20 protein-coding genes and 2 pseudogenes are annotated in these 22,693 nt (G+C 65.8%); 9 read left to right on the top strand and 13 right to left on the bottom strand.

Annotated features, from left to right (window positions below; translation table 11 throughout):
* Window positions 1–59: 59 nt before the first annotated feature.
* The 3 genes from glnH (at window position 60) to glnQ (ending at window position 2,337) form a co-directional block, all read left to right on the top strand.
* Window positions 60–812: a glutamine ABC transporter substrate-binding protein GlnH gene (gene glnH / locus ACM1PE_RS12580; RefSeq protein WP_054454063.1), complete on the top strand. Its 753-nt coding sequence runs from the start codon at window positions 60–62 to the stop codon at window positions 810–812.
* A gap of 143 nt (window positions 813–955) precedes the next feature.
* Window positions 956–1,612, top strand: coding sequence for a glutamine ABC transporter permease GlnP (glnP, locus tag ACM1PE_RS12575; RefSeq protein ID WP_054454065.1), 657 nt, complete (start codon window positions 956–958; stop codon window positions 1,610–1,612).
* A complete protein-coding gene (gene glnQ, locus ACM1PE_RS12570; protein WP_059375777.1) occupies window positions 1,609–2,337 on the top strand; it encodes a glutamine ABC transporter ATP-binding protein GlnQ in 729 nt (242 codons plus the stop codon). The genes glnP and glnQ overlap by 4 nt, the downstream gene beginning before the upstream one ends.
* A gap of 47 nt (window positions 2,338–2,384) precedes the next feature.
* On the opposite strand, the gene ACM1PE_RS12565 is transcribed toward glnQ, so the two are convergent.
* The 5 genes from ACM1PE_RS12565 to ACM1PE_RS12545 form a co-directional block, all read right to left on the bottom strand.
* Complete coding sequence (locus ACM1PE_RS12565; protein WP_054454071.1) at window positions 2,385–4,682, bottom strand: RelA/SpoT family protein; 2,298 nt, start codon at window positions 4,680–4,682, stop codon at window positions 2,385–2,387.
* Window positions 4,683–4,703: 21 nt separating this feature from the next.
* Window positions 4,704–4,907, bottom strand: a complete 204-nt coding sequence (rpoZ, locus tag ACM1PE_RS12560) for a DNA-directed RNA polymerase subunit omega (protein WP_006219679.1) — start codon at window positions 4,905–4,907, stop codon at window positions 4,704–4,706.
* Window positions 4,908–4,951: 44 nt separating this feature from the next.
* A complete protein-coding gene (gene gmk / locus ACM1PE_RS12555; RefSeq protein ID WP_082400970.1) occupies window positions 4,952–5,584 on the bottom strand; it encodes a guanylate kinase in 633 nt (210 codons plus the stop codon).
* Window positions 5,585–5,686: 102 nt separating this feature from the next.
* A complete protein-coding gene (locus ACM1PE_RS12550) occupies window positions 5,687–6,604 on the bottom strand; it encodes a c-type cytochrome (RefSeq protein ID WP_419343459.1) in 918 nt (305 codons plus the stop codon).
* Window positions 6,601–7,305 carry a c-type cytochrome gene (locus ACM1PE_RS12545; protein ID WP_419343457.1) on the bottom strand — a complete coding sequence of 235 codons (705 nt, stop codon included), beginning with the start codon at window positions 7,303–7,305 and terminating at the stop codon, window positions 6,601–6,603. Before ACM1PE_RS12545 ends, ACM1PE_RS12550 begins: the two co-directional genes overlap by 4 nt.
* Before the next feature lie 333 nt (window positions 7,306–7,638).
* Between ACM1PE_RS12545 and ACM1PE_RS12540 the strand changes: the two genes are divergently transcribed.
* Window positions 7,639–8,409: an SDR family oxidoreductase gene (locus ACM1PE_RS12540; protein ID WP_059375790.1), complete on the top strand. Its 771-nt coding sequence runs from the start codon at window positions 7,639–7,641 to the stop codon at window positions 8,407–8,409.
* A gap of 101 nt (window positions 8,410–8,510) precedes the next feature.
* On the opposite strand, the gene ACM1PE_RS12535 is transcribed toward ACM1PE_RS12540, so the two are convergent.
* The gene (locus ACM1PE_RS12535; RefSeq protein WP_059375793.1) at window positions 8,511–9,110 is read right to left on the bottom strand and encodes a C40 family peptidase; all 600 of its coding nucleotides are present in this window, start codon (window positions 9,108–9,110) and stop codon (window positions 8,511–8,513) included.
* A 309-nt stretch (window positions 9,111–9,419) separates the two neighbouring features.
* On the opposite strand from ACM1PE_RS12535, the gene ACM1PE_RS12530 reads away from it, so the two are divergent.
* Both ACM1PE_RS12530 and ACM1PE_RS12525 read left to right on the top strand, forming a co-directional pair.
* Complete coding sequence (locus ACM1PE_RS12530) at window positions 9,420–10,919, top strand: AMP nucleosidase (protein ID WP_419343456.1); 1,500 nt, start codon at window positions 9,420–9,422, stop codon at window positions 10,917–10,919.
* Between the two features lie 182 nt (window positions 10,920–11,101).
* Window positions 11,102–12,616, top strand: coding sequence for an amino acid permease (locus ACM1PE_RS12525; RefSeq protein ID WP_133304578.1), 1,515 nt, complete (start codon window positions 11,102–11,104; stop codon window positions 12,614–12,616).
* Between the two features lie 78 nt (window positions 12,617–12,694).
* On the opposite strand, the gene ACM1PE_RS12520 is transcribed toward ACM1PE_RS12525, so the two are convergent.
* The 4 genes and pseudogenes from ACM1PE_RS12520 to ACM1PE_RS12505 form a co-directional block, all read right to left on the bottom strand.
* Window positions 12,695–13,015 (bottom strand): addiction module antidote protein, encoded by a 321-nt coding sequence (locus tag ACM1PE_RS12520; RefSeq protein WP_419343455.1) that lies wholly within the window; start codon window positions 13,013–13,015, stop codon window positions 12,695–12,697.
* Window positions 13,016–13,018: 3 nt separating this feature from the next.
* Window positions 13,019–13,341, bottom strand: a pseudogene (locus ACM1PE_RS12515) (type II toxin-antitoxin system RelE/ParE family toxin).
* A gap of 10 nt (window positions 13,342–13,351) precedes the next feature.
* Window positions 13,352–13,516 carry a hypothetical protein gene (locus ACM1PE_RS12510; protein ID WP_419343454.1) on the bottom strand — a complete coding sequence of 55 codons (165 nt, stop codon included), beginning with the start codon at window positions 13,514–13,516 and terminating at the stop codon, window positions 13,352–13,354.
* Between the two features lie 221 nt (window positions 13,517–13,737).
* The gene (locus tag ACM1PE_RS12505) at window positions 13,738–14,670 is read right to left on the bottom strand and encodes a YicC/YloC family endoribonuclease (protein WP_059376168.1); all 933 of its coding nucleotides are present in this window, start codon (window positions 14,668–14,670) and stop codon (window positions 13,738–13,740) included.
* 180 nt (window positions 14,671–14,850) lie between these two features.
* On the opposite strand from ACM1PE_RS12505, the gene rph reads away from it, so the two are divergent.
* Window positions 14,851–15,585 carry a ribonuclease PH gene (gene rph, locus ACM1PE_RS12500; RefSeq protein WP_054454085.1) on the top strand — a complete coding sequence of 245 codons (735 nt, stop codon included), beginning with the start codon at window positions 14,851–14,853 and terminating at the stop codon, window positions 15,583–15,585.
* 65 nt (window positions 15,586–15,650) lie between these two features.
* Here rph and ACM1PE_RS12495 read toward each other — a convergent pair whose 3' ends face one another.
* On the bottom strand, window positions 15,651–17,027 hold the full coding sequence (locus tag ACM1PE_RS12495; RefSeq protein ID WP_118932033.1) for an MmgE/PrpD family protein: 1,377 nt from the start codon (window positions 17,025–17,027) through the stop codon (window positions 15,651–15,653).
* Between the two features lie 16 nt (window positions 17,028–17,043).
* Window positions 17,044–18,204 (bottom strand): acyl-CoA dehydrogenase family protein, encoded by a 1,161-nt coding sequence (locus ACM1PE_RS12490; RefSeq protein WP_059375802.1) that lies wholly within the window; start codon window positions 18,202–18,204, stop codon window positions 17,044–17,046.
* 170 nt (window positions 18,205–18,374) lie between these two features.
* Between ACM1PE_RS12490 and ACM1PE_RS12485 the strand changes: the two are divergent.
* A pseudogene (locus ACM1PE_RS12485) lies at window positions 18,375–19,850 on the top strand (methyl-accepting chemotaxis protein); the annotation flags it as partial.
* 150 nt (window positions 19,851–20,000) lie between these two features.
* On the opposite strand, the gene ACM1PE_RS12480 reads toward ACM1PE_RS12485, so the two are convergent.
* The gene (locus tag ACM1PE_RS12480; protein WP_419343453.1) at window positions 20,001–21,854 is read right to left on the bottom strand and encodes an EAL domain-containing protein; all 1,854 of its coding nucleotides are present in this window, start codon (window positions 21,852–21,854) and stop codon (window positions 20,001–20,003) included.
* 206 nt (window positions 21,855–22,060) lie between these two features.
* Between ACM1PE_RS12480 and rdgB the strand changes: the two genes are divergently transcribed.
* Window positions 22,061–22,684 carry an RdgB/HAM1 family non-canonical purine NTP pyrophosphatase gene (gene rdgB / locus ACM1PE_RS12475; RefSeq protein ID WP_419343452.1) on the top strand — a complete coding sequence of 208 codons (624 nt, stop codon included), beginning with the start codon at window positions 22,061–22,063 and terminating at the stop codon, window positions 22,682–22,684.
* Window positions 22,685–22,693 lie beyond the last annotated feature (9 nt).

Below are 22,693 nucleotides of genomic sequence, written 5' to 3'. Positions count from 1 at the left end.
AGGAATCATGCCCCTACAACAACCCCGGGGTGCCGACTGGTCCCCAAGAGGAGAGTTTCATGATCAAACGCAAAGTCGCCGCCGCACTGGTCGGCCTGTCCGTGGCCATGTTCGGCGCTGTCTCAGGCGCGCATGCCCAAGGCAAGGAATTGGTGGTGGCCACCGATACCGCTTTCGTGCCGTTCGAGTTCAAGCAGGGTAATACCTATGTGGGCTTCGACGTGGATCTGTGGGCGGCCATCGCCAAGGAACTCAACCTCAAGTACAAGCTGCAGCCGATGGACTTCGCGGGCATCATCCCGGGCCTGCAGACCAAGAACATCGATGCGGCGTTGGCCGGCATCACGATCCGCGATGACCGCAAGAAGGTCATCGACTTCTCCGATCCCTATTACGAAAGCGGCCTGGCCATCCTGGTCGGTGAAAAGAATACGGACATCAAGGACGCCAAGTCCCTGGCCGGCAAGACCGTCGCGGTCAAGACCGGCACCGCCACCGTGGACTTCCTGAAGGCGCAGGTGCCGGACGCGAAGCTCAAGCTGTTCCCCAACATCGACAACGCCTATCTGGAACTGGCCACCGGCCGCGTGGACGCCGCGGTGCACGATACGCCCAATGTCCAGTACTACGCCAATACCGCAGGCAAGGGACGCGTGAAGGTGGTCGGCTCGGTCAAGAGCGGCGACTTCTACGGCATCGCCTTCCCCAAGGGCAGCGATCTGGTGCCGCAGGTTAACAAGGCGCTGGCCACGCTGAAGGCCAACGGCCAGTACGACGCCATCTATACCAAGTGGTTCGGCAAGAAGCCCTGAGCATCCGGGTCCGCATTGCATTCCGGGACCGCCCGGCATCGGCCCGCACCGGCTGATGCCGGACGCTACGCCGCAGTCGGGCGCAGGGTCCCGCGCCGCTCCCGCCGCGCTACGGCGCGGCGCCGCGCCATAGGGGGAATATCGTGGAGTTTGACTGGACTGTAATCAGGGACGCGCTACCCAATCTGCTCGAGGGTACGCTGATGACCATCAAGATCACGTTCTGGGGCTTGTTCGGCGGCTTTCTGCTGGGCGCGCTGTCCGGCGTGACACGGGCTTACGGGCATCCCATCCTGTCGGCCATCGCACAGGTCTACGTTGCGGTCATCCGCGGCACGCCCATCGTTGTGCAGGTGATGTTCATCTATTTCGCCTTGCCGCTGCTGGCGAACATCCGGGTGGACGCGGAGTGGGCGGCGATCGTCACGCTCATCATCAATTCCGGCGCCTACATTTCCGAGATCGTGCGCGGCGCGCTGTTGTCCGTGCACAAGGGCCTGAAGGAAGCCGGACAGGCCATGGGGCTGCCGTTCCACAAGATCCTCTTCCACATCATCGGGCCGGTGGCGTTCCGCCGCATGATTCCGCCGCTGGGCAACCAGTGCATCATCAGCCTCAAGGATTCCTCGCTCTTCATCGTGATCGGCGTGGCCGAGCTGACGCGGCAGGGCCAGGAAATCATGGCCAGCAACTTCCGCGCCGTCGAGATCTGGTCGGCGGTGGCGATCGTCTACCTGATCCTGACCGGCCTGATGGCGCTGGGCCTGCATCTGATTGAAAGAAGGATGCGCATACTATGAGCATGGTTGAATTCCACAACGTCACCAAGAACTTCGGCGAGTCCATGGTGCTCAACGGCATTTCGTTGAACATCGACGCGGGTGAGGTCGTGGTGGTGGTCGGCCCGTCGGGCTCCGGCAAATCCACCTTCCTGCGCTGCATCAACGTGCTGGAAACCATCAATGGCGGCGACTTGCTGGTGGACGGACTGAGCGTGAACGGCGGGGCCGCGCAAGTGCGCGAGATCCGGCGCGAGGCGGGCATGGTGTTCCAGCAGTTCAATCTGTTCCCGCAGATGACCGCGCTGGAAAACGTCATGTTCGGCCCGATCCACACGCGCGGCCAGAGCCGCGCCGAGGCGCGCGAACTGGCCGAAAGCCTGCTGGCCAAGGTCGGCTTGGCCGAGCGCATGAACCACTATCCGTCCGAGCTTTCAGGCGGCCAGCAGCAGCGTGTGGCGATCGCGCGGGCGCTGGCCATCAAACCCAAGCTGATGCTGTTCGACGAGCCGACCTCGGCGCTGGATCCGGAGCTGCGTCACGAAGTGCTCAAGGTCATGCGCGACCTGGCCGAAGAGGGCATGACCATGGTGGTGGTCACGCATGAAATGGAGTTTGCGCGCAAGGTGGGCAGCCGCCTGATTTTCATCGACGCCGGCAAGATCGCCCATGACGGTCCGCCGGGCGAATTGCTCAGCAATCCGCCCAGCCAGCGGCTCAAGGATTTTCTGCAGCACGTGACCTGAGGTGCGCAGTGCAGGGCTGGCGTTTCAGCCCTGCACTGAAGAACGGCTCAACCCTTCACGCGCACGATCTTCTGCACTTGCGGCACGTGGCGGATGGCGCGGATGACTTGCGCCAGGTGCTTGCGGCTGTCGACCTGGATCGTCAGATGCAGCGACACCGTGGCGACCGCGTCGTCGTGCATGGTGACGTGCACGATGTTGGCGTCGGCCGCCGTGACTTCCGCCGCCAGCCGCCCCAATACCCCGCGCTCGTTGCGCGTGACGATGTCCAGGCGCGTGGCCAGGTGCTTGGCGGTGTTGTTGGGATCCCAGGCGACGTTGATCCAGCGTTCCGGCTCGCGCAGGCGCTGGCGCATGGCCACCGGGCAATCGGCGGTATGCACCACCAGCCCGTGTCCCATGCGCATGCCGGCGATGATGGGGTCGCCTGGCAGCGGACCGCAGCAAGGCGCCAATTGCACCGCCTGGCCCTCATTGCCCTGGATCAGGATGGGGGCGCTGCGCGCCGAGGTCAGCTCGTCCACCGCCGCGGCCGTGGTCGCGACCAGTTGGTGTTCGGGCGCGAAGCGGCGCGCCACCACGGCGGCCAGGCGCTTGCCCAGGCCGATGTCGGCCAGGATTTCCTCGCGCGAGCTGGCGCCGGTGCTGCGCGCCAGCTTCTGCCAGGCCGGGTCGTCGGTGGCGGGCAGGGGCATGTGCAGCTCCTGCAGCGCCTGTCCCAGCAGGCGTTCGCCAAAGGCCACTGACTCTTCGTACTTGACGGTGCGCAGGTAGTGGCGGATTTCAGAGCGGGCGCGGCCGGTGCGTACGTAGTTCAGCCACTGCGCGTTCGGACGGGAAGCGGGGGAGGTGACGATTTCCACCGTGTCGCCGCTGTTGAGTTCGGTGCGCAACGGCACGAATTCGCCGTTGACCTTGGCGGCCACCGCCTGGTTGCCGATGTCGGTGTGGATCGCGTAGGCGAAGTCCACCGGCGTGGCGCCGCGGGGCAGCGAGATGATCTTGCCGCGCGGCGTGAATACATAGACGGCGTCGGGGAACAGATCGACCTTGACGTGCTCCAGGAATTCGCCGGAATCGCCGGTCTGGCTCTGGATGTCCAGCAGCGACTGCAGCCACTGGTGGGTGCGCTTCTGCAGGTCGTTGAGGGTGAGGTCCGCGCCCTTGTAGAGCCAGTGCGAGGCCACGCCTTCTTCCGCCACATGATGCATGTCGCGGGTACGGAACTGGAACTCCACCGGCGTGCCGTAGGGACCGACCAGGGTCGTGTGCAGGGACTGGTAGCCGTTCACCTTGGGGATGGCGATGTAGTCCTTGAACTTGCCGGGTACGGGCCGGTAGAGCTGGTGCAGCGTGCCCAGCGCCAGGTAGCACTCGGGCAGGGTGTGCACGATGACGCGAAAGCCGTAGATGTCCAGGACGTCGGAGAACGACTTCTTCTGGTCGACCATCTTGCGGTAGATGCCGTAGAGCGTCTTCTCGCGGCCGGTGACCTCGGCCTCGATGCCTGCGGCGGGCAGCGAGGCCCGCACCGAATCGGCGATCTTGGTGATGACCTCGCGGCGGTTGCCGCGCGCGGCCAGCACCGCCTTGTACAGCACCTGGTAGCGGTTCGGGTACATGGCCGCGAAGCACAGGTCCTGCAATTCGCGGAACAGCAGGTTCAGGCCCAGGCGATGGGCGATCGGCGCGTAGATGTCCAGGGTTTCGCGCGCGATGCGGCGGCGCTTTTCCGGATTGACCGCGTCCAGCGTGCGCATGTTGTGCAGGCGGTCGGCCAGCTTGATGAGGATGACGCGCACGTCGCGCGCCATCGCCAGCAGCATCTTGCGGAAGCTCTCGGCCTGCTGTTCGGCCTTGGTGGCGAAGTCCAGGCGGTCGAGCTTGGACAGGCCGTCGACCAGTTCGGCGACTTCAGGGCCGAATTTCTCGGCCAATTCGTGCTTGGCGATGCCCTGGTCTTCCATCACGTCGTGCAGCAGGGCGGCTGACAACGCGTTGACGTCGAGCTTCCAGCCTGCGCAGATTTCCGTGACGGCGATGGGGTGAGAGATGTAGGGCGAACCGCTGGCGCGGAACTGGCCCAGATGCGCCTGGTCCGCGAAGCGATAGGCCTCGCGCACGCGCTCTACGTCTTTCTTGTCGAGATAGCTGCCGATGATTTCGGTCAGCGGCGCCAGCGAAGCGACCGGCGAGGCGGTCGCGTCCGCCGCTTCTTGCGCGGCGACGGACGGTGGCGTGGGGGGAGTCTTGTCTTTCTTGCCCGTGCGGCGCCCGAGACGGGAGCCGGCACGCAGTGCGGCAAGCAGACCTGATGAAGCGTACTTCAGCCCGGGAAAAGCCATGCTTGCCGCCCCCGGAAACGATCAGGTGGGTACTTTACGCAGCATTTCCACGCCGGTGAGGCCGCCCGCGATTTCGCGCAGGGCAGTGACCGTGGGCTTGTCTTTGCTGTCCAGGCGCGGGGCATGGCCTTGCGCCAACTCGCGGGCGCGGTACGTTGCGGCCAGCGTGAGCTTGAAACGATTGGGGATTTGGTTCAGACAGTCTTCGACGGTAATGCGAGCCATTAGGACACCTGGTGCTGATGGAGGATGGGGAGAATGCGTTCGGCTCAGTGCTCGGCCGGGATGCCCAGCTGCGAGAACAACTGGCTGTGGCGGGCGGCCTGAGACGAAAAGCGCAGCCGTGCGGCGCTGACTATTTGAGTCAATTCCGACAAGGCCACGCTAAATTCTTGATTAATAATAACATATTCGCATTCAGGCGCGTGGGCGATTTCGCCGCCCGCGGCCATCAGGCGACGCGCGATCACCTGGGGCGCGTCCTGGCCGCGCGCCTTGAGCCGGCTTTCGAGTTCGTCAATGGACGGCGGCAGCACGAACACGCCGATCGCGCCGGGGAAGCGCTGCTTCACCTGGCGCGCGCCTTGCCAGTCGATCTCCAGCAGCACGTCGCGGCCGGCGCGGGTGGCTTCGTCGATGCGGTCTCGCGGCGTGCCGTAGAAATTGCCGTGCACTTCCGCCCATTCCAGCAGGTTGTTGCCTTCGCGCAGGAGCTTGAACTCGTCCGTGGACACGAAGCGGTACTCGCGGCCGTCTTCCTCGCCGGGGCGGGGCGCGCGGGTGGTGCAGGAGATGGAGAGCAGGATGGAGGGGTCTTGCTGAAGCAAGGCCTTGACCAGGCTGGACTTGCCGGCGCCGCTGGGCGCGACGACCATGAAGACGTTTCCGGGATTGGCGGACATGAATGTGGCGGGCGTGTGATGCTAAGACACGAAGAATAACAAATCACGCGGCCGGGCAGGGGGGAACCCGCAAGCCGGCCACGTGATTTGCGCCTGCCGGACTTAGCCGCCAGCCTTGGCGGCGGCCTGGGTCAGCTTGCCGCCGGCTGGCGGCGAGTCGCTGCCCAGCAGATGGCCGTTGACCTCGATACCGTATAGCGAATCGTCGGAGTCGTGGTACTTGGCCCGGGTCGCGGCCACAGACTCTGTGTAGCGCGGATCCTGCGGACGTTCGTGCGCGTTCATGAAGTAGGCCACGTCCCAGGCTTCCTGGTCGCTCAGCATGCCGGCCTGTCCGAGCGGCATGTTGGCCTTGATGAAGCCGGCGGCATTGCCGATCTGGTGCATGCCCGCGCCCCAGTTGAAGGAGTCCGCGCCCCACAGGGCGGGGAACACCCAATGCTTGCCGTTCTTCTGGCCCTGGCCTTCGGCCCCGTGACAGACCGCGCAATACTGCGCGTAGACCTCGCTGCCGCGCAGGTAGTCCGCCTTCTTGGCGGGCGCGGGCAGCTTGCGATAGCCCTGGCCTTCCAGCACCACGCCGGTCGGCGCCTTGCTGGCCAGCCAGAACATGTAGGTCTGCAGCGCGGTCAGGGTGGGATCGTCCGCGGCGGGCGCCTTGCCGTTCATGCTGAAGCGGAAGCACCCTTGCAGGCGTTCGGCCAGGGTGTTGACGTGGCCGTTCTTGGCGCGATAGGCGGGGTAGAGCACGTAGGCCGCCCACATCGGCGCGGAGTCCGGCCGGCGGCCGGCGTCCAGGTGGCAACTGACGCAGTTCAGGTTGTTGCCGACGAACTTGGCGGCCTTTTGGGGTGTGCGCAGGAAGATCTGCTCGCCTTCGCGTACGGCTTTGCCGAAATCGTTGTCGGGAATGGACGCGGCCGACGGCGGCGTGAAGGACGGGCGGGGTTCGGCCGCAAACGCGGCGGCGGATGCGAACAGACAGGCGGCGGACAGCAGGCGCAGGCTGATGGGGGTCATTGCTGGGCTCCCGCGGCGGAGTTGGCTTGCGCGGCAAGCTGGTCGGCGGCCTTGGGCAGGCCTGCGTAATAGGCGGACACGGCGTCGATCTCGGCGCTGGACAGACGCGTGGCCACGGCCGGCATCAGGCCCAGCGGACCCGGCGGGCGCTGGCCTTGCTGCCAGGCGCGCAGTTGGCCGGCGATGTAGGCGGCGGGTTGGCCCGCCAAGGCGGGGAAATTCGCGCCTACGCCGATGCCGCCCGGTCCGTGGCACTGGTTGCAGGCCGGCACGTTCTTGTCCCAGGCGCCGCGCGTAGCCAGCCAGGCGCCGGTATCGGCCGGATTGGCCGGATGCATGGCGGTCGCGGCCAGTTTGTCGATGTCCTGCGCGGAGGGCAGGGAGGCGTAGTACTGCGCGACGGCCTTGCGCTGTGCCGGGTCCAGCGCCTTGGCTGTGGCGGCCATGACCGGGCTGACGCGCGAGCCGTTGGCCATGGCTTCGAGCTGTTCTTCGAGGTAGGCGCTGCCCATGCCGGCGAGTTGCGGGAAGCCGGCGGCCGGGTTGCCTTCGCCACGGGCGCCGTGGCAGGTGATACAGGCGGGCGCGCCGTTGGCGCCCTGGGTGCTGATCTGCTTGCCGTCGGGCGCGCTTTGCGCACCGGCCGAGGCGGCGTGCAGCGCGCTCAGGATCAGTGCGGCGGATAGGGACCGTGGGGTCATATAACCTGCTCCGTGGGTGTTATTGGATTTCTGGTAATAAGCTAATTGCCAGGAATTATATAAAGACTTGTGACGGATCAACACGGAATTGTCGACCCTATGGCATGCGTTGCGCGGTTTTTTTCTGCGAGAAAAAGCGGCGCGGGCGCGGATCCGCCGGTCGCGACCGCTTCAGGAAAAACGCGTCTTCCGGCGCGTTCGGCAGTTCGTCCATGCCGGGTAATTTTTGCTTGCGTGTGACGCGTTCGAATGTGTCACGGCTGGAACCTTCGCTTGCAGCATGGCCAGAATGATTGGGGTAGCATTCCGCCGATCGATAACAAGGAGAATCCGATGCAAGCGAACGAGATCGAACACCCGCGCGTGGCGCTGGTCACCGGCGCCGGTACCGGCATAGGCCGCGCGGTGGCGCTGGAATTCCTGGCGCAAGGTTATCGGGTCGTGCTGGCCGGCCGCCGCCGCGAACCGCTGGAAGCCACCCGCACCGCGGCCGGCGAGGACGGCGTGAGGGCGCTGGTGGTGCCCACGGATGTATCCGACGAGCAGGCCGTGCGTGAACTCTTCGACAGCGCGCAGCGTGAGTATGGCCGGCTGGATGTGCTGTTCAACAATGCCGGCCGCGGCGCGCCGGCGATGCCGATCGAAGAATTGCCCGTGTCGGTCTGGCGTGACGTGGTCGACACCAATCTGACCGGCATGTTCCTGTGCGCGCAGGCCGCCATCCGCGTGATGAAGGCGCAGAATCCGCGCGGCGGACGCATCATCAACAACGGTTCGATCTCGGCGCATGCGCCGCGTCCGTTCTCCATTGCCTACACTGCCACCAAGCACGCGGTGACCGGGCTGACCAAGTCGATTTCGCTGGACTGCCGGCCCTACAACATTGCTTGCGGCCAGATCGATATCGGCAATGCCGCCACCGACATGACCGAGCGCATGGCCGCAGGCATCCTGCAGGCCGACGGCAGCACCAAGGTGGAGCCGCGCATGGACGTGGCGCACGTGGCGCAGGCGGTGGCTGCCATGGCGCGCCTGCCGCTGGAGGCCAACGTGCAGTTCATGACCATCATGGCGACCAATATGCCCTTCGTGGGCCGGGGCTGAAACGCGGCAAGCCTGCGGCGGCGCGTCCTGGATGGACTGGCCGCGGCAGGCTGTGGTGCCCCCCCCGGGGCGCGCCGGCAGCGCCGCCCCGATCATTTCCGTCAGCGGGCGGAAGCCTGGGCCAGCATCTGGCCCGGTTGCATATCCAGATAGCGCCGGGCGCCGACGTAGCGCTTGTTCCAGTACGAATTCTTCATTTCATCCACACGCACCTTGGTGCCGCGGCGCGGAGCGTGGACAAACTTGTTCTGGCCGATGTAGATGCCGACGTGCGAGGTCACGCCGCGGCCGCGCGTGGCGAAGAACACCAGGTCGCCGGGGCGCAATTCCTGCTTGTTGGCGACGGATTCGCCGGCGGTGCGTTGCGCGCGCGCCGTGCGGGGCAGCTCCAGGCCGGCGATTTCGCGGAAGACGTGCAGCACAAGTCCGCTGCAATCGAATCCGTCGGCATCGTCGCCGCCCCAGCTATAGGGGGTGCCGATGGCATCCAGGCCGGCTTGCACGACGCGGTCGCGCAGGGTGGGAACGGTGGGTTCCTGCGCCAGGCGCAGGCCAGTGAGCGAGGGGCGGGCCTGCTCGGAGCGGATGGACGCCTGGGCGGCGTCGGGAATCCAGGAAAGAGTCAGGGCGATGATGGGCGCTGACAGGAATACGGGAATGCGGAGTTGGGCAATTCGGGCTTTTCGCGTGGGCGGCGTCATTACGTCACTTCAAGAATCGGAGTGGGCGGCATGGCTTTGCCTGGACAGGCAAGCCGGCGGAAAGGGGCAACACCGGGACGTAAAACCCCGGACTGCCATGTGATTGTAATGGAATAATGTTTCATTACATTTGTAGTGCAATGCAGCATTCTTGTCGGCGGAAGTTACGGCGCGCGCAGCTTCCCGGGCCGTCGAATATGACACTTCATCTTGCGCGGGCTCGGGCATAATCGTCGCAATCGGCCCTGCGGCCCGGCAAGCCGGCAGCGGCCGCGGTTACAGATAAGATGAGAAGCGGAGTAAAGCTCGATGATGAACGCAGTGCACCCTTTGTCTTCCATGAGCCGGCCGGAAGCCTTGCCTTTCGAGCCGTCCCAGGATGCGGTGGCGGCAGTGGAGCGCCTGATCGAAATCTATGCGCGCAATACCGCATTCCTGCGCGCCGCCTTCCGTGAAGTGCTGAAAGGCTCGACCAACGGCCGCGAGCGCGCCCGCGCCTACTACCCGGCCATCCGCATCGTGGTGGAAACCTATGACCCGATCGATACCCGGCTGTCCTACGGCCACGTCGCCGAGCCGGGCATTTACCAGACCACCATCACCCAGCCCGCGCTGTTTCGCGACTACCTGATAGAGCAGGTCAGCCAACTGCTGCAGAACCACCGCGTGGCGGTCGAAGTCGGCGAGTCCGATTCGCCCATTCCGCTGCATTTCGCCTTCCCGGAAGGCGCCTACGTCGAGGGCGAGCACCTGGAGGCGCTCAAGCGCCCCTTGCGCGACCTGTTCGACGTGCCCGACCTGGCGGTGACGGACGACGCCATCGTCAACGGTTCCTGGCGCGGCAAGGAGGGCGAACCCAAGCCGCTGGCGCCGTTCACGGCCCAGCGCGTGGACTATTCGCTGCACCGGCTGCAGCACTACACCTCGACCGCGCCGGCGCATTTCCAGAATTTCGTGCTGTTCACCAACTACCAGTTCTACGTCGACGAGTTCTGCGCCCGCGCCCGCGCGCTCATGGCCAGCGGCAACGAAGACTACGAAATGCTGGTGGAGCCAGGCAACCGCATTACGCGCCGCGGCGAAAGCGGCCCGGGCGACGAGGACCAGGCGGTCCGCCTGCCGCAGATGCCGGCCTATCACCTGGTGCGCGGCGACCATTCCGGCATCACGCTGGTGAACATCGGCGTGGGACCGTCCAACGCCAAGACCATTACCGACCACATCGCCGTGCTGCGCCCGCACGCCTGGCTGATGCTGGGCCACTGCGCCGGCCTGCGCGATTCGCAGCGCCTGGGCGACTACGTGCTGGCGCACGGCTATGTGCGCGAGGACCACGTGCTGGACGCCGACCTGCCGACCTGGGTGCCGGTTCCGGCGCTGGCCGAGGTGCAGGTGGCGCTGGAGCAGGCGGTCGAAGAGGTGGCGGGGCTGTCGGGTTGGGACCTCAAGCGCATCATGCGCACGGGCACGGTGGCCACCATCGACAACCGCAACTGGGAACTGCGCGATCATCTGGAATTGGTGGAGCGCTTTGCGCAGTCCCGCGCGATCGCGCTGGACATGGAGTCCGCCACCATCGCGGCCAACGGCTTCCGTTTCCGCGTGCCATACGGCACCTTGCTATGCGTGTCGGACAAGCCGCTGCACGGTGAGCTGAAGCTGCCCGGCATGGCCAGCGCCTTCTACCGCCGCCAGGTAAATCAGCATTTGGAAATCGGCATCCGCGCTCTGGAGCGGTTGCGCGACATGCCGCCGGAACGCCTGCATTCGCGCAAGCTGCGCACCTTCATGGAAACAGCGTTTCAATAGGTTCGTCGATCCGTCCCCGAGGCCGCCCGATTTCACCGGATGGGGCCTCTTGCGCTATTCTCGCCGGTTGCTTGGAAATTCCCAGGCACCTGGCGCTGCGCGCGGGTGCCTTCATGACCTGAAGGAAATGCATTTTGGCACCATCGGAACACGATGAACGTCGCTCGGGCGGCACGCGCGAGGTGAAGGCGAACCCGCCTTCGGAACTGCGTCGCACGCTGTCCGCGCGCCACCTGACCATGATTGCGGTGGGCGGGTCCATCGGCACCGGCCTGTTCGTGGCTTCCGGCGCGACCATTGCAAAGGCCGGCCCCGGCGGGGCGCTGCTGGGCTACGTGCTCATCGGCATCATGGTCTATTTCCTGATGACCAGCCTGGGCGAACTGGCCGCCGCCATGCCGGTTTCCGGCTCCTTTTCGACCTACGGCGCGCGTTACGTCGAGGACGGCTTCGGCTTCGCCCTGGGCTGGAACTATTGGTACAACTGGGCCGTGACCGTGGCGGTGGACCTGGTGGCGGCGCAGCTGGTCATGGCCTATTGGTTTCCCGACGTGCCAGGCTTCTATTGGAGCGCCTTGTTCCTGGCGATCACCTTCGGCCTGAACGCCATGTCGGCGCGCGGCTTCGGCGAGGCGGAGTTCTGGTTCGCGCTGATCAAGGTGATCGCGGTGCTGGCTTTCGTGGCCATGGGCGTGATGATGCTGCTGGGCATCATCCGCGGCGGAGAAACCGGCGGCCTGGCCAACTGGACGGTGGGCGATGCGCCGTTCTCGGGCGGCTTCGCCGCGCTGATCGGCGTGGCCATGGTGGTGGGCTTTTCGTTCCAGGGTACCGAGCTGATCGGCATCGCCGCTGGCGAATCCAAGGACCCGGCGCGCAACCTGCCGCGCGCGGTGCGCCAGGTGTTCTGGCGCATCCTGCTGTTCTACGTGGCGGCCATCCTGGTCATCGGCCTTTTGATTCCCTATACCGATCCGCACCTGCTGCGCAACGAGGTCGAGGACATCAGCGTCAGTCCCTTCGCCCTGATATTCGAGCGTGCCGGTCTTCTGGGGGCGGCTTCGGTCATGAACGCGGTGGTGCTGACGTCGGTATTGTCCGCGGGCAACTCCGGCATGTACGCGGCCACGCGCATGCTTTACAGCCTGGCCCGCGAAGGCAAGGCGCCGCGCATCTTCGGCCGCATTTCGCGCAGCGGCGTGCCGCTGTGGGCGCTGCTGGCGACCACGGTGGTGGCGGCGCTGTGCTTCTTTACCTTTATTTTCAGCCCCAATGCCGTCTACATCTGGCTGCTGAACACTTCCGGAATGACCGGCTTCATCGCCTGGCTGGGCATCGCCATCAGCCACTACCGCTTTCGCCGCGGCTACGTGAAGCAGGGCCACAACCTGGCCGATCTGCCCTATGTGTCGCCGTTCTTTCCGTTCGGGCCAATCTTTGCTTTCGTGCTGTGCCTGATCATCACCCTGGGGCAGAACTACCAGGCGTTCCTGCAGGACAAGATCGATTGGGGCGGCGTGGTCGCCACCTACATCGGGATTCCGCTGTTCCTGCTGATCTGGGCCGGCTACCGGCTGGCGCGCGGCTCGCGTTTCGTGAACTACCGCGACATGCATTTCCCGGATGCGCGGGCGCGTAGCGCTTATCTGGATTCAGCGTTGCGGGGGGAGCCCGCGGCGGGTGAGGCGAGGGGATAGGCGCGCGGGTGATGGGCAGGCCGTCGTGGCGCTGCCCCGTTGCAGGCCGCGCTCAAAGACGCGGCCTGCGCAAGTCTCTCAAACGTGTTCAATCTCCGCATGCAGTTTGAGTCCCAAGGCGCGGATCACTTTCATGATGGTGCTGAACTCCGGGTTTCCTTTGGCCGATAGGGCCTGATACAGCCCTTCACGGGACAGACCCGTCTCGCGGGCAAGCTGGCTCATGCCGCGTGCCCGGGCGATGTCGCCCAGAGCCGCACGGATCAGACTGCCGTCACCTGGGTCTTCCGCGAGGCAAGCTTCAAAGTACAGCACGGCATCTTCATCGGTCTTGAGGGTGTCAGCAGCATTCCATCGGCTGAATCCTGCGGGGATGTCGACTTTGAGAGGTTCGCTCATGGTTCACTCCTTCAGCATTTTGGCGAGATCAACGGCGCGCTTGATGTCGATGTCCTGCATCGCCTTGTCGCCACCGCAGAGCAGCACAATTACTGTCTTGCCGCGACGGGTGAAGTACAGGCGGTAGCCGGGACCGACGTCGATGCGCATTTCTGAAACGCCATCGCGCAAGGGCTTCCAATCGCCCAGATTGCCGTGCTCACTCAGCAAGGCGGATTCCGGCAGCGATGCGTGCGCGTGCGATCCTTGTCGCGCAGATTGTCATGCCAGACTTTGAACTCGCGACTCTGGGCGACTTCGATCGCGGTTATTGTGAGCCATGACATACACTATGTGTCAATCATGACTCACAGTTTTGCCGTTTCCAGGCTCTATTTGCGCATCCCGCTTTGCGGGTTCGATTTCGGGGATGATATGCATACGCACCCCATTTGCCCCGCCCTTGGCGTGGGCGAGGGCTTCTTGTAGAGCTTGCCGGATATCGTCGAATGCGGTGCTCAAGGTACTTTCCGTCCACATAGATGTTGGCCTAAAGGCGCGCCTCTGACGGCAAGCGCGGTAGCCGGCCATATCAACAGATGTGGACGGTTGTCCGGCCTCTCTCAATTCGAAAACCAGACGAAAAGCAGCCCTTACGCACTGGATCATCCATCCAGCAGGTAAGGGCTGCCTTTTTTACGCCAGGATCCGGCGCCCACTCAGAGGCGCCGCCGCGTATTCCGCTATTCGATGTTCTGCGCCTGTTCCCGCATCTGCTCGATCAGCAGCTTCAGGTCCATGGCGGCGCGGGTGACTTCCATGCTGCCGGCCTTGGAGCCCAGGGTGTTGGCTTCGCGGTTCATTTCCTGGAACAGAAAGTCCAGGCGCTTGCCCGCGCTGCCTGCATTCTTCTTGCCAGAGGCGGGTTTGCCGCCGCCGTCGCCCAGCAGGTGGCGCAGTTCTTCCAGGTGCGAGCGCAGGCGCGACAGTTCTTCGGCCACGTCGATGCGCAGCGCGAACAGGTTGGCTTCCTGGGACAGGCGTTCCGACAGTTCCGCGCCGGAAATGTGGGTGAAGCCGCCGGGGAAGGCGGATTCCACGCTTTCGCGCAGCTTGGAAGCGAGCTTGTCGCGGTGGTCGGCCAGCAGCTGGGGCAGGTGCGCCTGCACCAGTTCGACGATGCGCGCCACGCCGTCGGCGCATTCGCGCATCATGCCGGCCAGGCGTTCGCCTTCGCGTTCGCGGCCTTCCTGCAGTTGGGTCAGGGCCTGCTGGGCGGCCTGCATGCAGGCGGCGCCCCAGACTTGCGGGTCGAGCGCGTCGTTGGCGCGCTGGCCGGGCCAGTTGAACAGTTCCACCAGGCGCGGGGCGGCGATGTCGGGGAGGATGCGGCGCGCGGCTTGCAGCTGTTCGGCCAGGCTTTCGAGCCAGGCCGGTTCCAGCTTGGACAGGTCGGTGTTGGCGTTGCGCGTGTAGGAGACGCGGATTTCGACCTTGCCGCGCGCCAGGTTGGCGGTCAGCAGTTCGCGCAGCGGCGTTTCCACGTGGCGCAGTTCGTCGGGCAGGCGGAAGTAGAGGTCGAGGAAGCGGCTGTTGACGCTGCGGAATTCGAGCGCAAGCGTGCCTTGCTCGAGATCTGCGCGGGCGTTGCCGAAAGCGGTCATGCTGCGAATCATGATGTGCGTGTCCTGGTAATGCTTTTTATTGGGAACCGGCGGGCCTGCGCGCCAGCCGGTTTTCGGCGCGGGCCATTCCATTTGTACCGGTTATATCGCGGCAGGATACTCCAAGCGGCGTTTTCCTGCGGCGCCACCCCGTACAATGCGGCGGATCTAAGCCACGTCTGGAGTCTGCCTGTGACCACTACCCCCGCCATCGCCCGTCCCTCGGGCCGCGCCGTCGACGAATTGCGGCCGTTCAGCCTGGAGCGCGGGTTCACGCGCTACGCCGAAGGTTCGGTGCTGGTGAAGGCCGGCAACACCCATGTGCTGTGCACGGCCAGCGTACTTGAGAAAGTACCGCCTTTTCTGAAGGGCAAGGGGGAAGGCTGGGTAACGGCTGAATACGGCATGTTGCCGCGCGCCACCCACACGCGCGGCGACCGCGAGGCCGCGCGCGGCAAGCAGAGCGGCCGCACGCAGGAAATCCAGCGCCTGATCGGCCGCAGCCTGCGGGCCGTGTTCGACATGAAAGCGCTGGGCGAGCGCACGCTGCACCTGGATTGCGACGTGCTGCAGGCCGACGGCGGCACGCGCTGCGCCAGCATTACCGGCGCCTGGGTGGCGGCGGCCGACGCCGTCGCGTTGCTGATGCAGCGCGGCGACCTGGCCGCGAACCCGATCCGCGATGCGGTCGCGGCGGTGTCCGTCGGCCTGGTGCAGGGCCGCGCGGTGCTGGACCTGGATTACGAGGAAGACTCGGCCTGCGACGCCGACGTGAACGTGATCATGACCGGCAGCGGCGCATTCGTGGAAGTGCAGGGTACGGGCGAGGGCGCCACCTTCACCCGCGCGGAACTGGACACGATGCTGGTGTTGGCCGAAAGCGGCATCGCCGGCCTGGTGCGGGCGCAGCGCGCGGCGCTGGCCTGATCGGCGCCAAACAAAACGGGTTGGACGCGCACTCCGCGGCCAACCCGCGGCCCCGCCTGCTGGCACTATTTCGGCGCCAGCAGCGTTTCCATTTTTTCCGCCTTTTCCAGGTTCCAGATCGCCGCGATCAGCCCGCGCAGCTCTTGCTCCGTGGCGGCGTCCGCGTAGCGGCCCAGGCTTAGCGTCTTGTCCTCGATTTCCGCCCGGCTCAGGGTGTTGCCCGGATCGCCCTTGGGTTCGTCCACGCGGCCATGCAGCTTGCGGCCGTCGCGCGTGTAGACCGTGACCTTGCCGATCCAGCGCTGCGGGTAGGCGCCATCGACCTCGGGATCCAGCTCCATTTCGACCTTGCCGCGGAACGTGGCCACGCCCGGATCGTCCAGGCCGGCGTCGAACTCGGCCAGGCCGGCGCGGCCTTGGCGGGCGATCAGGGCCAGCACGGTGCCCATCGAGAACTTGGACTGGTGCACCGTCTGCGGATTGACTACCGGGCCCAGCACGTCGATGGCGCCCTGGTGCACGTGGGCCACGACGCGCTCGATGTCGGCCTCGGTCAGATTGTTGTCGTGCAGCGCTTGCTGCAGCGCGTCGGCCGCCGGGTGGGTGTGGCGGCAGGACGCGTGGAACTTGAACGAGGTCTCGGCCAGCGCCCAGCGCTCGCCCAGGCGGTCGCACAAGCGGCTGGGATCGGCGTCGGTGGACATGCCGGCCGCCATGCCCTGAGGGCCTTCCAGGATGTGGCGCGCGCCGGTGAAACCTTCGCGCGCCAGATAGGCGGCGGTGATGCCGTCGGCCGCGGCCTTGGCGGTGTGCAATTGCTTGGAGTCGGCGGCGTCGCGCAGGAACTCCCAGAGGCCCGCGGCCTGCGTGCCGGCCGAGCCCAGCGCGTGCAGCATTTCCTCGGGCGACAGGTTCAGCAGGCGGCCGGTGGTGACGGCGGCGGCCAGCGTGCCGGCGGTGCCAGTGGTGTGGAAGATCTTGTAGTGCGAACGGCCCAGGAATTCACCGACGCGTATGCCCACTTCGTAGCCCGCAACGGAGGCGACCAGCAGGTCGCGGCCCGAGCGGCCCAGCGCCTGGGCCACCGCCAGCGCCGGCGGGAAAACCACGGCGGCGGGGTGGAACACGGAACCGTTATGCACGTCGTCCTGCTCGACCACGTGGGCGGCCGCCGCGTTGACCATGGCGGCGAACAGCGGCGTGGTGCGGCGGCGCGTGATCAGGACTTCGCTGGGGCCGTCGGCCGGACCCATGGCGGCGGCATAGCGGTCGATGGCCTGCACCGCGCGGGCCGAAGCGCCCGCCAGAATGGAGGCCAGGCAGTCCAGCAGCAGATCCTCGGCGCGGCGCAGCACCGGGGCTGGAATGTCTTCATAGCGCAGATTGGCGGCAAAGGCCGCGAGTTCGGCGCTCAGGTGCGGGGTGTCTTTGGCAGCGGTCATGGATGTCGGGATCCGGTCAGAAGGAGCGGGGCAGGCCCAGGATGTGTTCGGCCACGTAGGACAGGATCAGGTTGGTCGAGATCGGCGCGACCTGATACAGGCGGGTTTCGCGGAACTTGCGCTCTACATCGTATTCCGTGGCGAAGCCGAAGCCGCCATGGAATTGCAGGCAGGCATTGGCGGCTTCCCAGGATGCGTCGGCGGCCAGCAGCTTGGCCATGTTGGCCTGGGCGCCGCAGGGCTCGTGGGCGTCGAACAGGCGGCAGGCCTCGTAGCGCATCAGGCTGGCGGCTTCGACGTTGATGTGGGCGCGGGCTATGGGGAACTGCACGCCCTGGTTCTGGCCGATGGGGCGGCCGAACACCATGCGCTCCTTGGCGTAGGCGGTGACCTTGTCCACGAACCAGTAGCCGTCGCCGATGCATTCGGCGGCGATCAGGGTGCGTTCGGCGTTCAGGCCGTCCAGGATGTACTTGAAGCCCTTGCCTTCCTCGCCGATCAGGTTCTCTTCGGGGATTTCCAGATTGTCGAAGAACAGCTCGTTGGTCTCGTGGTTGACCATGTTGGGGATCGGGCGGATCGACATGCCATGCTTCACCGCGTGATGCAGGTCCACCAGGAAGATGGACATGCCTTCGGACTTGCGCGTGACCTGGTCCAGCGGCGTGGTGCGCGCCAGCAGGATCATCAGGTCCGAGTGCTGCACGCGCGAGATCCAGACCTTCTGGCCGTTGATGACGTAGCGGTCGCCGCGCTTGACCGCGGTGGTCTTGATCTTGGTGGTGTCGGTGCCGGTGGTGGGTTCGGTCACGCCCATGGACTGCAGGCGCAGTTCGCCGGCGGCGATGCGCGGCAGGTACTCGCGCTTCTGGGCCTCGGAGCCGTGGCGCAGCAGCGTGCCCATGTTGTACATCTGGCCGTGGCAGGCGCCGGAGTTGCCACCGCTGCGGTTGATTTCTTCCATGATGACCGACGCTTCGGTCAGGCCCAGGCCGGAGCCGCCGTATTCCTGCGGAATCAGCGCGGCCAGCCAGCCCGCTTCGGTCAGCGCGCGGACGAAGGCTTCGGGATAGCCGCGTTCTTCATCGACCTTGCGGAAATATTCGGAGGGGAACTGGGCGCAGAGGTCGCGCACGGCTTCGCGGATGTCCTGATAGGCGTGGGAGGCGTTGGGCATGATGCTGTTTTCTATATGGGTGATGGATCGGTACAGCGTTGAATGTGCCGTAAGCGGCCGCCCCTGCCAATTCACAATTGCTTAATACGGGGTTCGGTTTCATGACGGGAGTTTGTCATCCCCGTGCCCGGGTTGTGTCAAGAAATTGCCAAACTGGGTGTCCATAATCCATGCGAACGCCGCCGCTCGCGGCAGGTTTTGTATGGACGGATATGCGGAAAAACATCAGGGTCACGACGGCGTTGTCGGCCATTCTTGCGTTGTTCGTAGTGCTGTTCGCGCTGGCGGCAGCGGCGGGAATCTCGGTGCTGCGGGAAAACCGGACGGATATCGAAGCGCTGGGCCGGGGCAGCATCGAACGGGCCGGCGATCTGGCCGACATGACCAGCCGGCTGTTCCAGGCGCGGGCCGCGCTAACGGATGCCAAGACGGCGATGGAAGGCGGGCTGGAAGAGGCGCGCAACGAGTCGCTGGCGCACGCCGAGGCGCTCTTCAAGCAGGCCGCGGACAGCCTGGGACGCTTGCGCGCCAATCCCGACATCAGCGCCGAGGGCGCGCCGTTGTTCGATGCGGTACTGGCGGCCTACGCCGCCTTCGCGGACAAGACGCTGGCGCCCATGCATGCGGCGATCAAGGGCTGGAACGGCATCGAGGTGAACCGCCTGGTGGACAAGGTGCTGCCCGCCAGCGGCGCCGCCTACGTCAAGCAGGCTGACGCCTACCAGACCTACGCCCGCGATCAGGGTCAGGCGGCGGTGGCCAGCGCCAGCCTCACGCTGCAGCGGGTAATCGGCGTGGCGGCCGGGGTGCTGGCGCTGGTGCTGTTGCTGGCAGTGCTGATCCGGCTGGCGTTCCGCCGCGGCATCCTGCGGCCGCTGAACGAAGCCGGCGCGCATTTCGACCGCATCGCCGACGGCGATCTCACGGGCGCGATCGCCATGCGCGGCGACAACGAGATCGGCGTCCTGTACAGCGCCATGCGGCGCATGCAGAAGGGCCTGTCGGCGGCCGTGGCTTCGGTGCGCCACGGCGTCGAGGAAATCCATACCGGTTCGGGCGAGATCGCCGCGGGCGGGGCGGACATGTCGGACCGCACCGCGCGCCAGGCCGGCTCGCTGCAGGAAGCCTCGGCCAACATGATGCAGCTGGCGCATACGGTGCAACTGACCGCCGGCAACGCCGACCTGGCCAGCCGCCAGGCGCTGGGCGCGACCCAACTGGCGCAACGTGGCGGCGCGGCGGTGGAAGAGGTGGTGCAGAGCATGCAAGGCATCGCCGAGAGCGCCCGCCGCATCGGCGAGATCGTGGGCGTGGTCGACAGCATCGCTTTCCAGACCAACATCCTGGCGCTCAATGCCGCGGTGGAAGCGGCGCGCGCGGGAGAGCAGGGCAAGGGCTTTGCAGTGGTGGCGGGCGAGGTGCGTTCGCTCGCCCAGCGCAGCGCGCAGGCCGCCAAGGAAATCAAGGGGCTGATCGAGGATTCCGCGGCGCGCGTGCAAGCCGGCGTGCGTCAGGTCAGCCTGGCCGGCGACACCATGCGCGACATGGTGCAATCGGTGGACCGGGTCACGCAGATCGTGGCCGAGATCTCCAGCGCGACGGCCGAGCAGGCGGCGGGCATTGCCTCGGTGAACCATGCGGTGGCGGATATCGAACGGTCGACGCAGGAGAACGCCGCCATGGTGGAGCAGACCGCGGCCGCGGCCGCGGCGCTGGAAGCCCAGGCGCAAGGTTTGCGCCGGGCGGTGGCGGTGTTCCAGATCGCCCCGCCGGCCGACGGCGCGGCCGGACAGGATTCAGCTGTCCAGCTGCGGCAGGATGCCGCCGGTGTAGCGCTCGGCCACCAGCGACAGGTTCCCGTGCTTGACCTTGTGCTTGACGTGAGCGGCGGCCGACGCGATGTCCTCGGGGCGGATGCGCTCGCATAACGATGGCGTGACGGTGAGGGCGCCCACGCCCAGCGTCACGAAGGGAAAGAAGCGTGGCACGCCGTAGCGGTCCTCGGCTTCGATCCCGCCGTTGCGGCGGCCTGCTTCGTCGTACAGGTCCATGGCGCGGTCGTTGAACTCCGCGATGATGCGCTGGGCGCGCGCCATCCAGTCGGGGCTGCGCAGCAGCACCACGAAGTCGTCGCCGCCCACATGGCCGACGAAGTCGCGCTGCGGATCGCAGTGGCGCTTGATGACTTCGGCGGTCAGCATGATCATGTCGTCGCCGCGCCAATAGCCGTAGACGTCGTTGAAGGGTTTGAAATTGTTCAGGTCGCCATAGCAGATGGTGAAATCGTCGGCGTCTTCAAGAAGGGTGGCGATGTGCCGGCTGATAGGGATGTTGCCGGGCAGGGACGTCAGCGGATTGGCGTAGCGTGCCGCCTCGATGCGCATTTCGGTGACTGACCGCACCAGCGTTTCGCCGGTGGCCAGGCCGTCGTAGCGGCCCTCGCGGGTAATGATCAGGCCGTCCATCAAGTAGCGCTGGTCTTCGGAGATCAGCACGTGGCTCAACTGGTCGATGGACACGTCCAGATCGACCAGCACCGGTTCGGCGTTCATGAAGGTGGAGCAGGCGTCGCGTCCAAACAGCTCGCGGGTATAGCGCTGTGCGTAATGTTCCGAAAAGTCGCGCCGGTTGATGATGCCGACGGGGCGGTTATCGTCGTCGATCACCGCCACCGCGTGCATTTCCTTGTGTTCGATGAAGAGCCGGTGCACGTCGTCATTGGTGTGTCCGGTCAGCTGCACCGCCGGCGCTTCGACGCGCAGGCTGGCCGCCGTGCCGCCCACGCCGCGCGCCGGCGCCGTGGCGGGCGCGCGCAGGCGCAGCGAATCGCGCAGCGGCGGCGCCAGCTCGGTCAGCAGCATTTCTTCCGGCCGGCCCAGCAGCCAGCCTTGCGCGTAGCGGATGTCCAGCTCGCGCACCACGGCCAGGTCCTCGGCTGTCTCGATGCCTTCGGCGACGATGGTGGTGCCCAGATGCTGCGCCACCTTCAGGATGGCGCGCACCATGTTCTGCTTGCGTTCATCCTGGCCGATGCCGGCGAAGAAATAGCGGTCGATCTTGACCAGGTCCGGCTGCATCTCGGCCCAGAGCTGCAGATTGGAGTTGCCCACCCCATAGTCGTCCAGCGCGACACGCATGCCATGCGCCCGCAGGCAGGCAAATGCGCTGGACAGCTCGCCCATGTGTTCGGACAGCGGATCCTGCTCGGTGAGTTCGACGATGATGCTGGAAGGCGCGAGCGAGCAATTCTTGAGCAGGCGCTCGGGCATTTCCTCGCCCCAGAGAGTCCAGTAGTGCAGCAGCGCCGAACCGGACAGGTTCAGGAACAGCATTCCGGCGGCGTCGTGCTGGTGAAAGCCCTGCGCGCCCGCGCGGAAGCTGGCCAGCTCCAGCTGCGGATGCAGGCCCTGGCGGCGGGCCTCGGCGAATAAGGCGTCGGGAAAGTGCAGGGCGGTGTCGACCGGGCCGCGGATCAGGCTTTCATGGCCGTAGATGCGGCTGTGCGAAAGATCGACCACGGGTTGGAAGCGCGGGCGCAGCAGCCGTTCCCGCAGGATGCCAGCCAGGCTCACGTGCGCTGACGCGCCGTCCAGGGAGGCTGAGGGCGCGCGGGCCGCTACCGGCCGGGGCAAAGCGTGAATGGGGTCCATCGCCGGTGCGTTCAGATACTATCAGTGACAAGTTTGATCATGTTGACAACAAAATATGTCCGCGTTGTTTCGCCGACGGCAGGCGCGCCATATTCAATTAGGGTCAGTATCACTGTCAACCCCGGCGCAAGGTATATCCATTCCACTGGCACGGGCATGACGCCCGCAGGCGGCGCAGGGGGCCCGCGCCCTATACAATTTGCTCCATGACTGCTCCCAAGATTCCCGATTCCCTGCGCCGCGTGGTGCTGGCCTCCAACAACCCCGGCAAGTTGCGCGAGTTTTCCGCGCTGTTCGCGCCCCTGGGCATGGAACTCGTGCCCCAGGGCGAACTGGGCGTACCCGAAGCCGAAGAACCGCACGTGACGTTCGTCGAGAACGCGCTGGCCAAGGCGCGCCATGCCAGCCGCCTGACCGGGCTGCCGGCCCTGGCCGACGATTCCGGCCTGTGCGTGGCGGCGCTGGATGGCGCGCCTGGGGTGTATTCGGCGCGCTACGCCAAGATGCTCAGCGGCGAAAAATCCGATCAGGCCAATAACGAACTGCTGGTGCGCAATCTGGCCGGCGTGGCCGACCGCAGCGCCTGGTACGTGGCGGTGCTGGCGCTGGTGCGTTCCGAGAACGATCCGCGGCCCCTGATAGGCGAAGGCCTGTGGCACGGCGAGATCATCGACCAGCCCGAAGGCGCCAACGGCTTTGGCTACGATCCGCATTTCTACCTGCCCGACCAGGCCTTGACCGCCGCGGCGCTGGATCCCGAGGAAAAGAACCGGCTGAGCCATCGCGCCCGCGCGCTGCGCGAACTGTTGAGCAAGCTGAACCAGGCTTGACGAGGGCGC

The sequence above is a fragment of the Achromobacter sp. PD1 genome, assembly GCF_048541815.1.
Lineage (GTDB): Bacteria > Pseudomonadota > Gammaproteobacteria > Burkholderiales > Burkholderiaceae_B > Achromobacter > Achromobacter bronchisepticus_A.
This window is presented reverse-complemented; position numbering and strand designations above follow the sequence as displayed.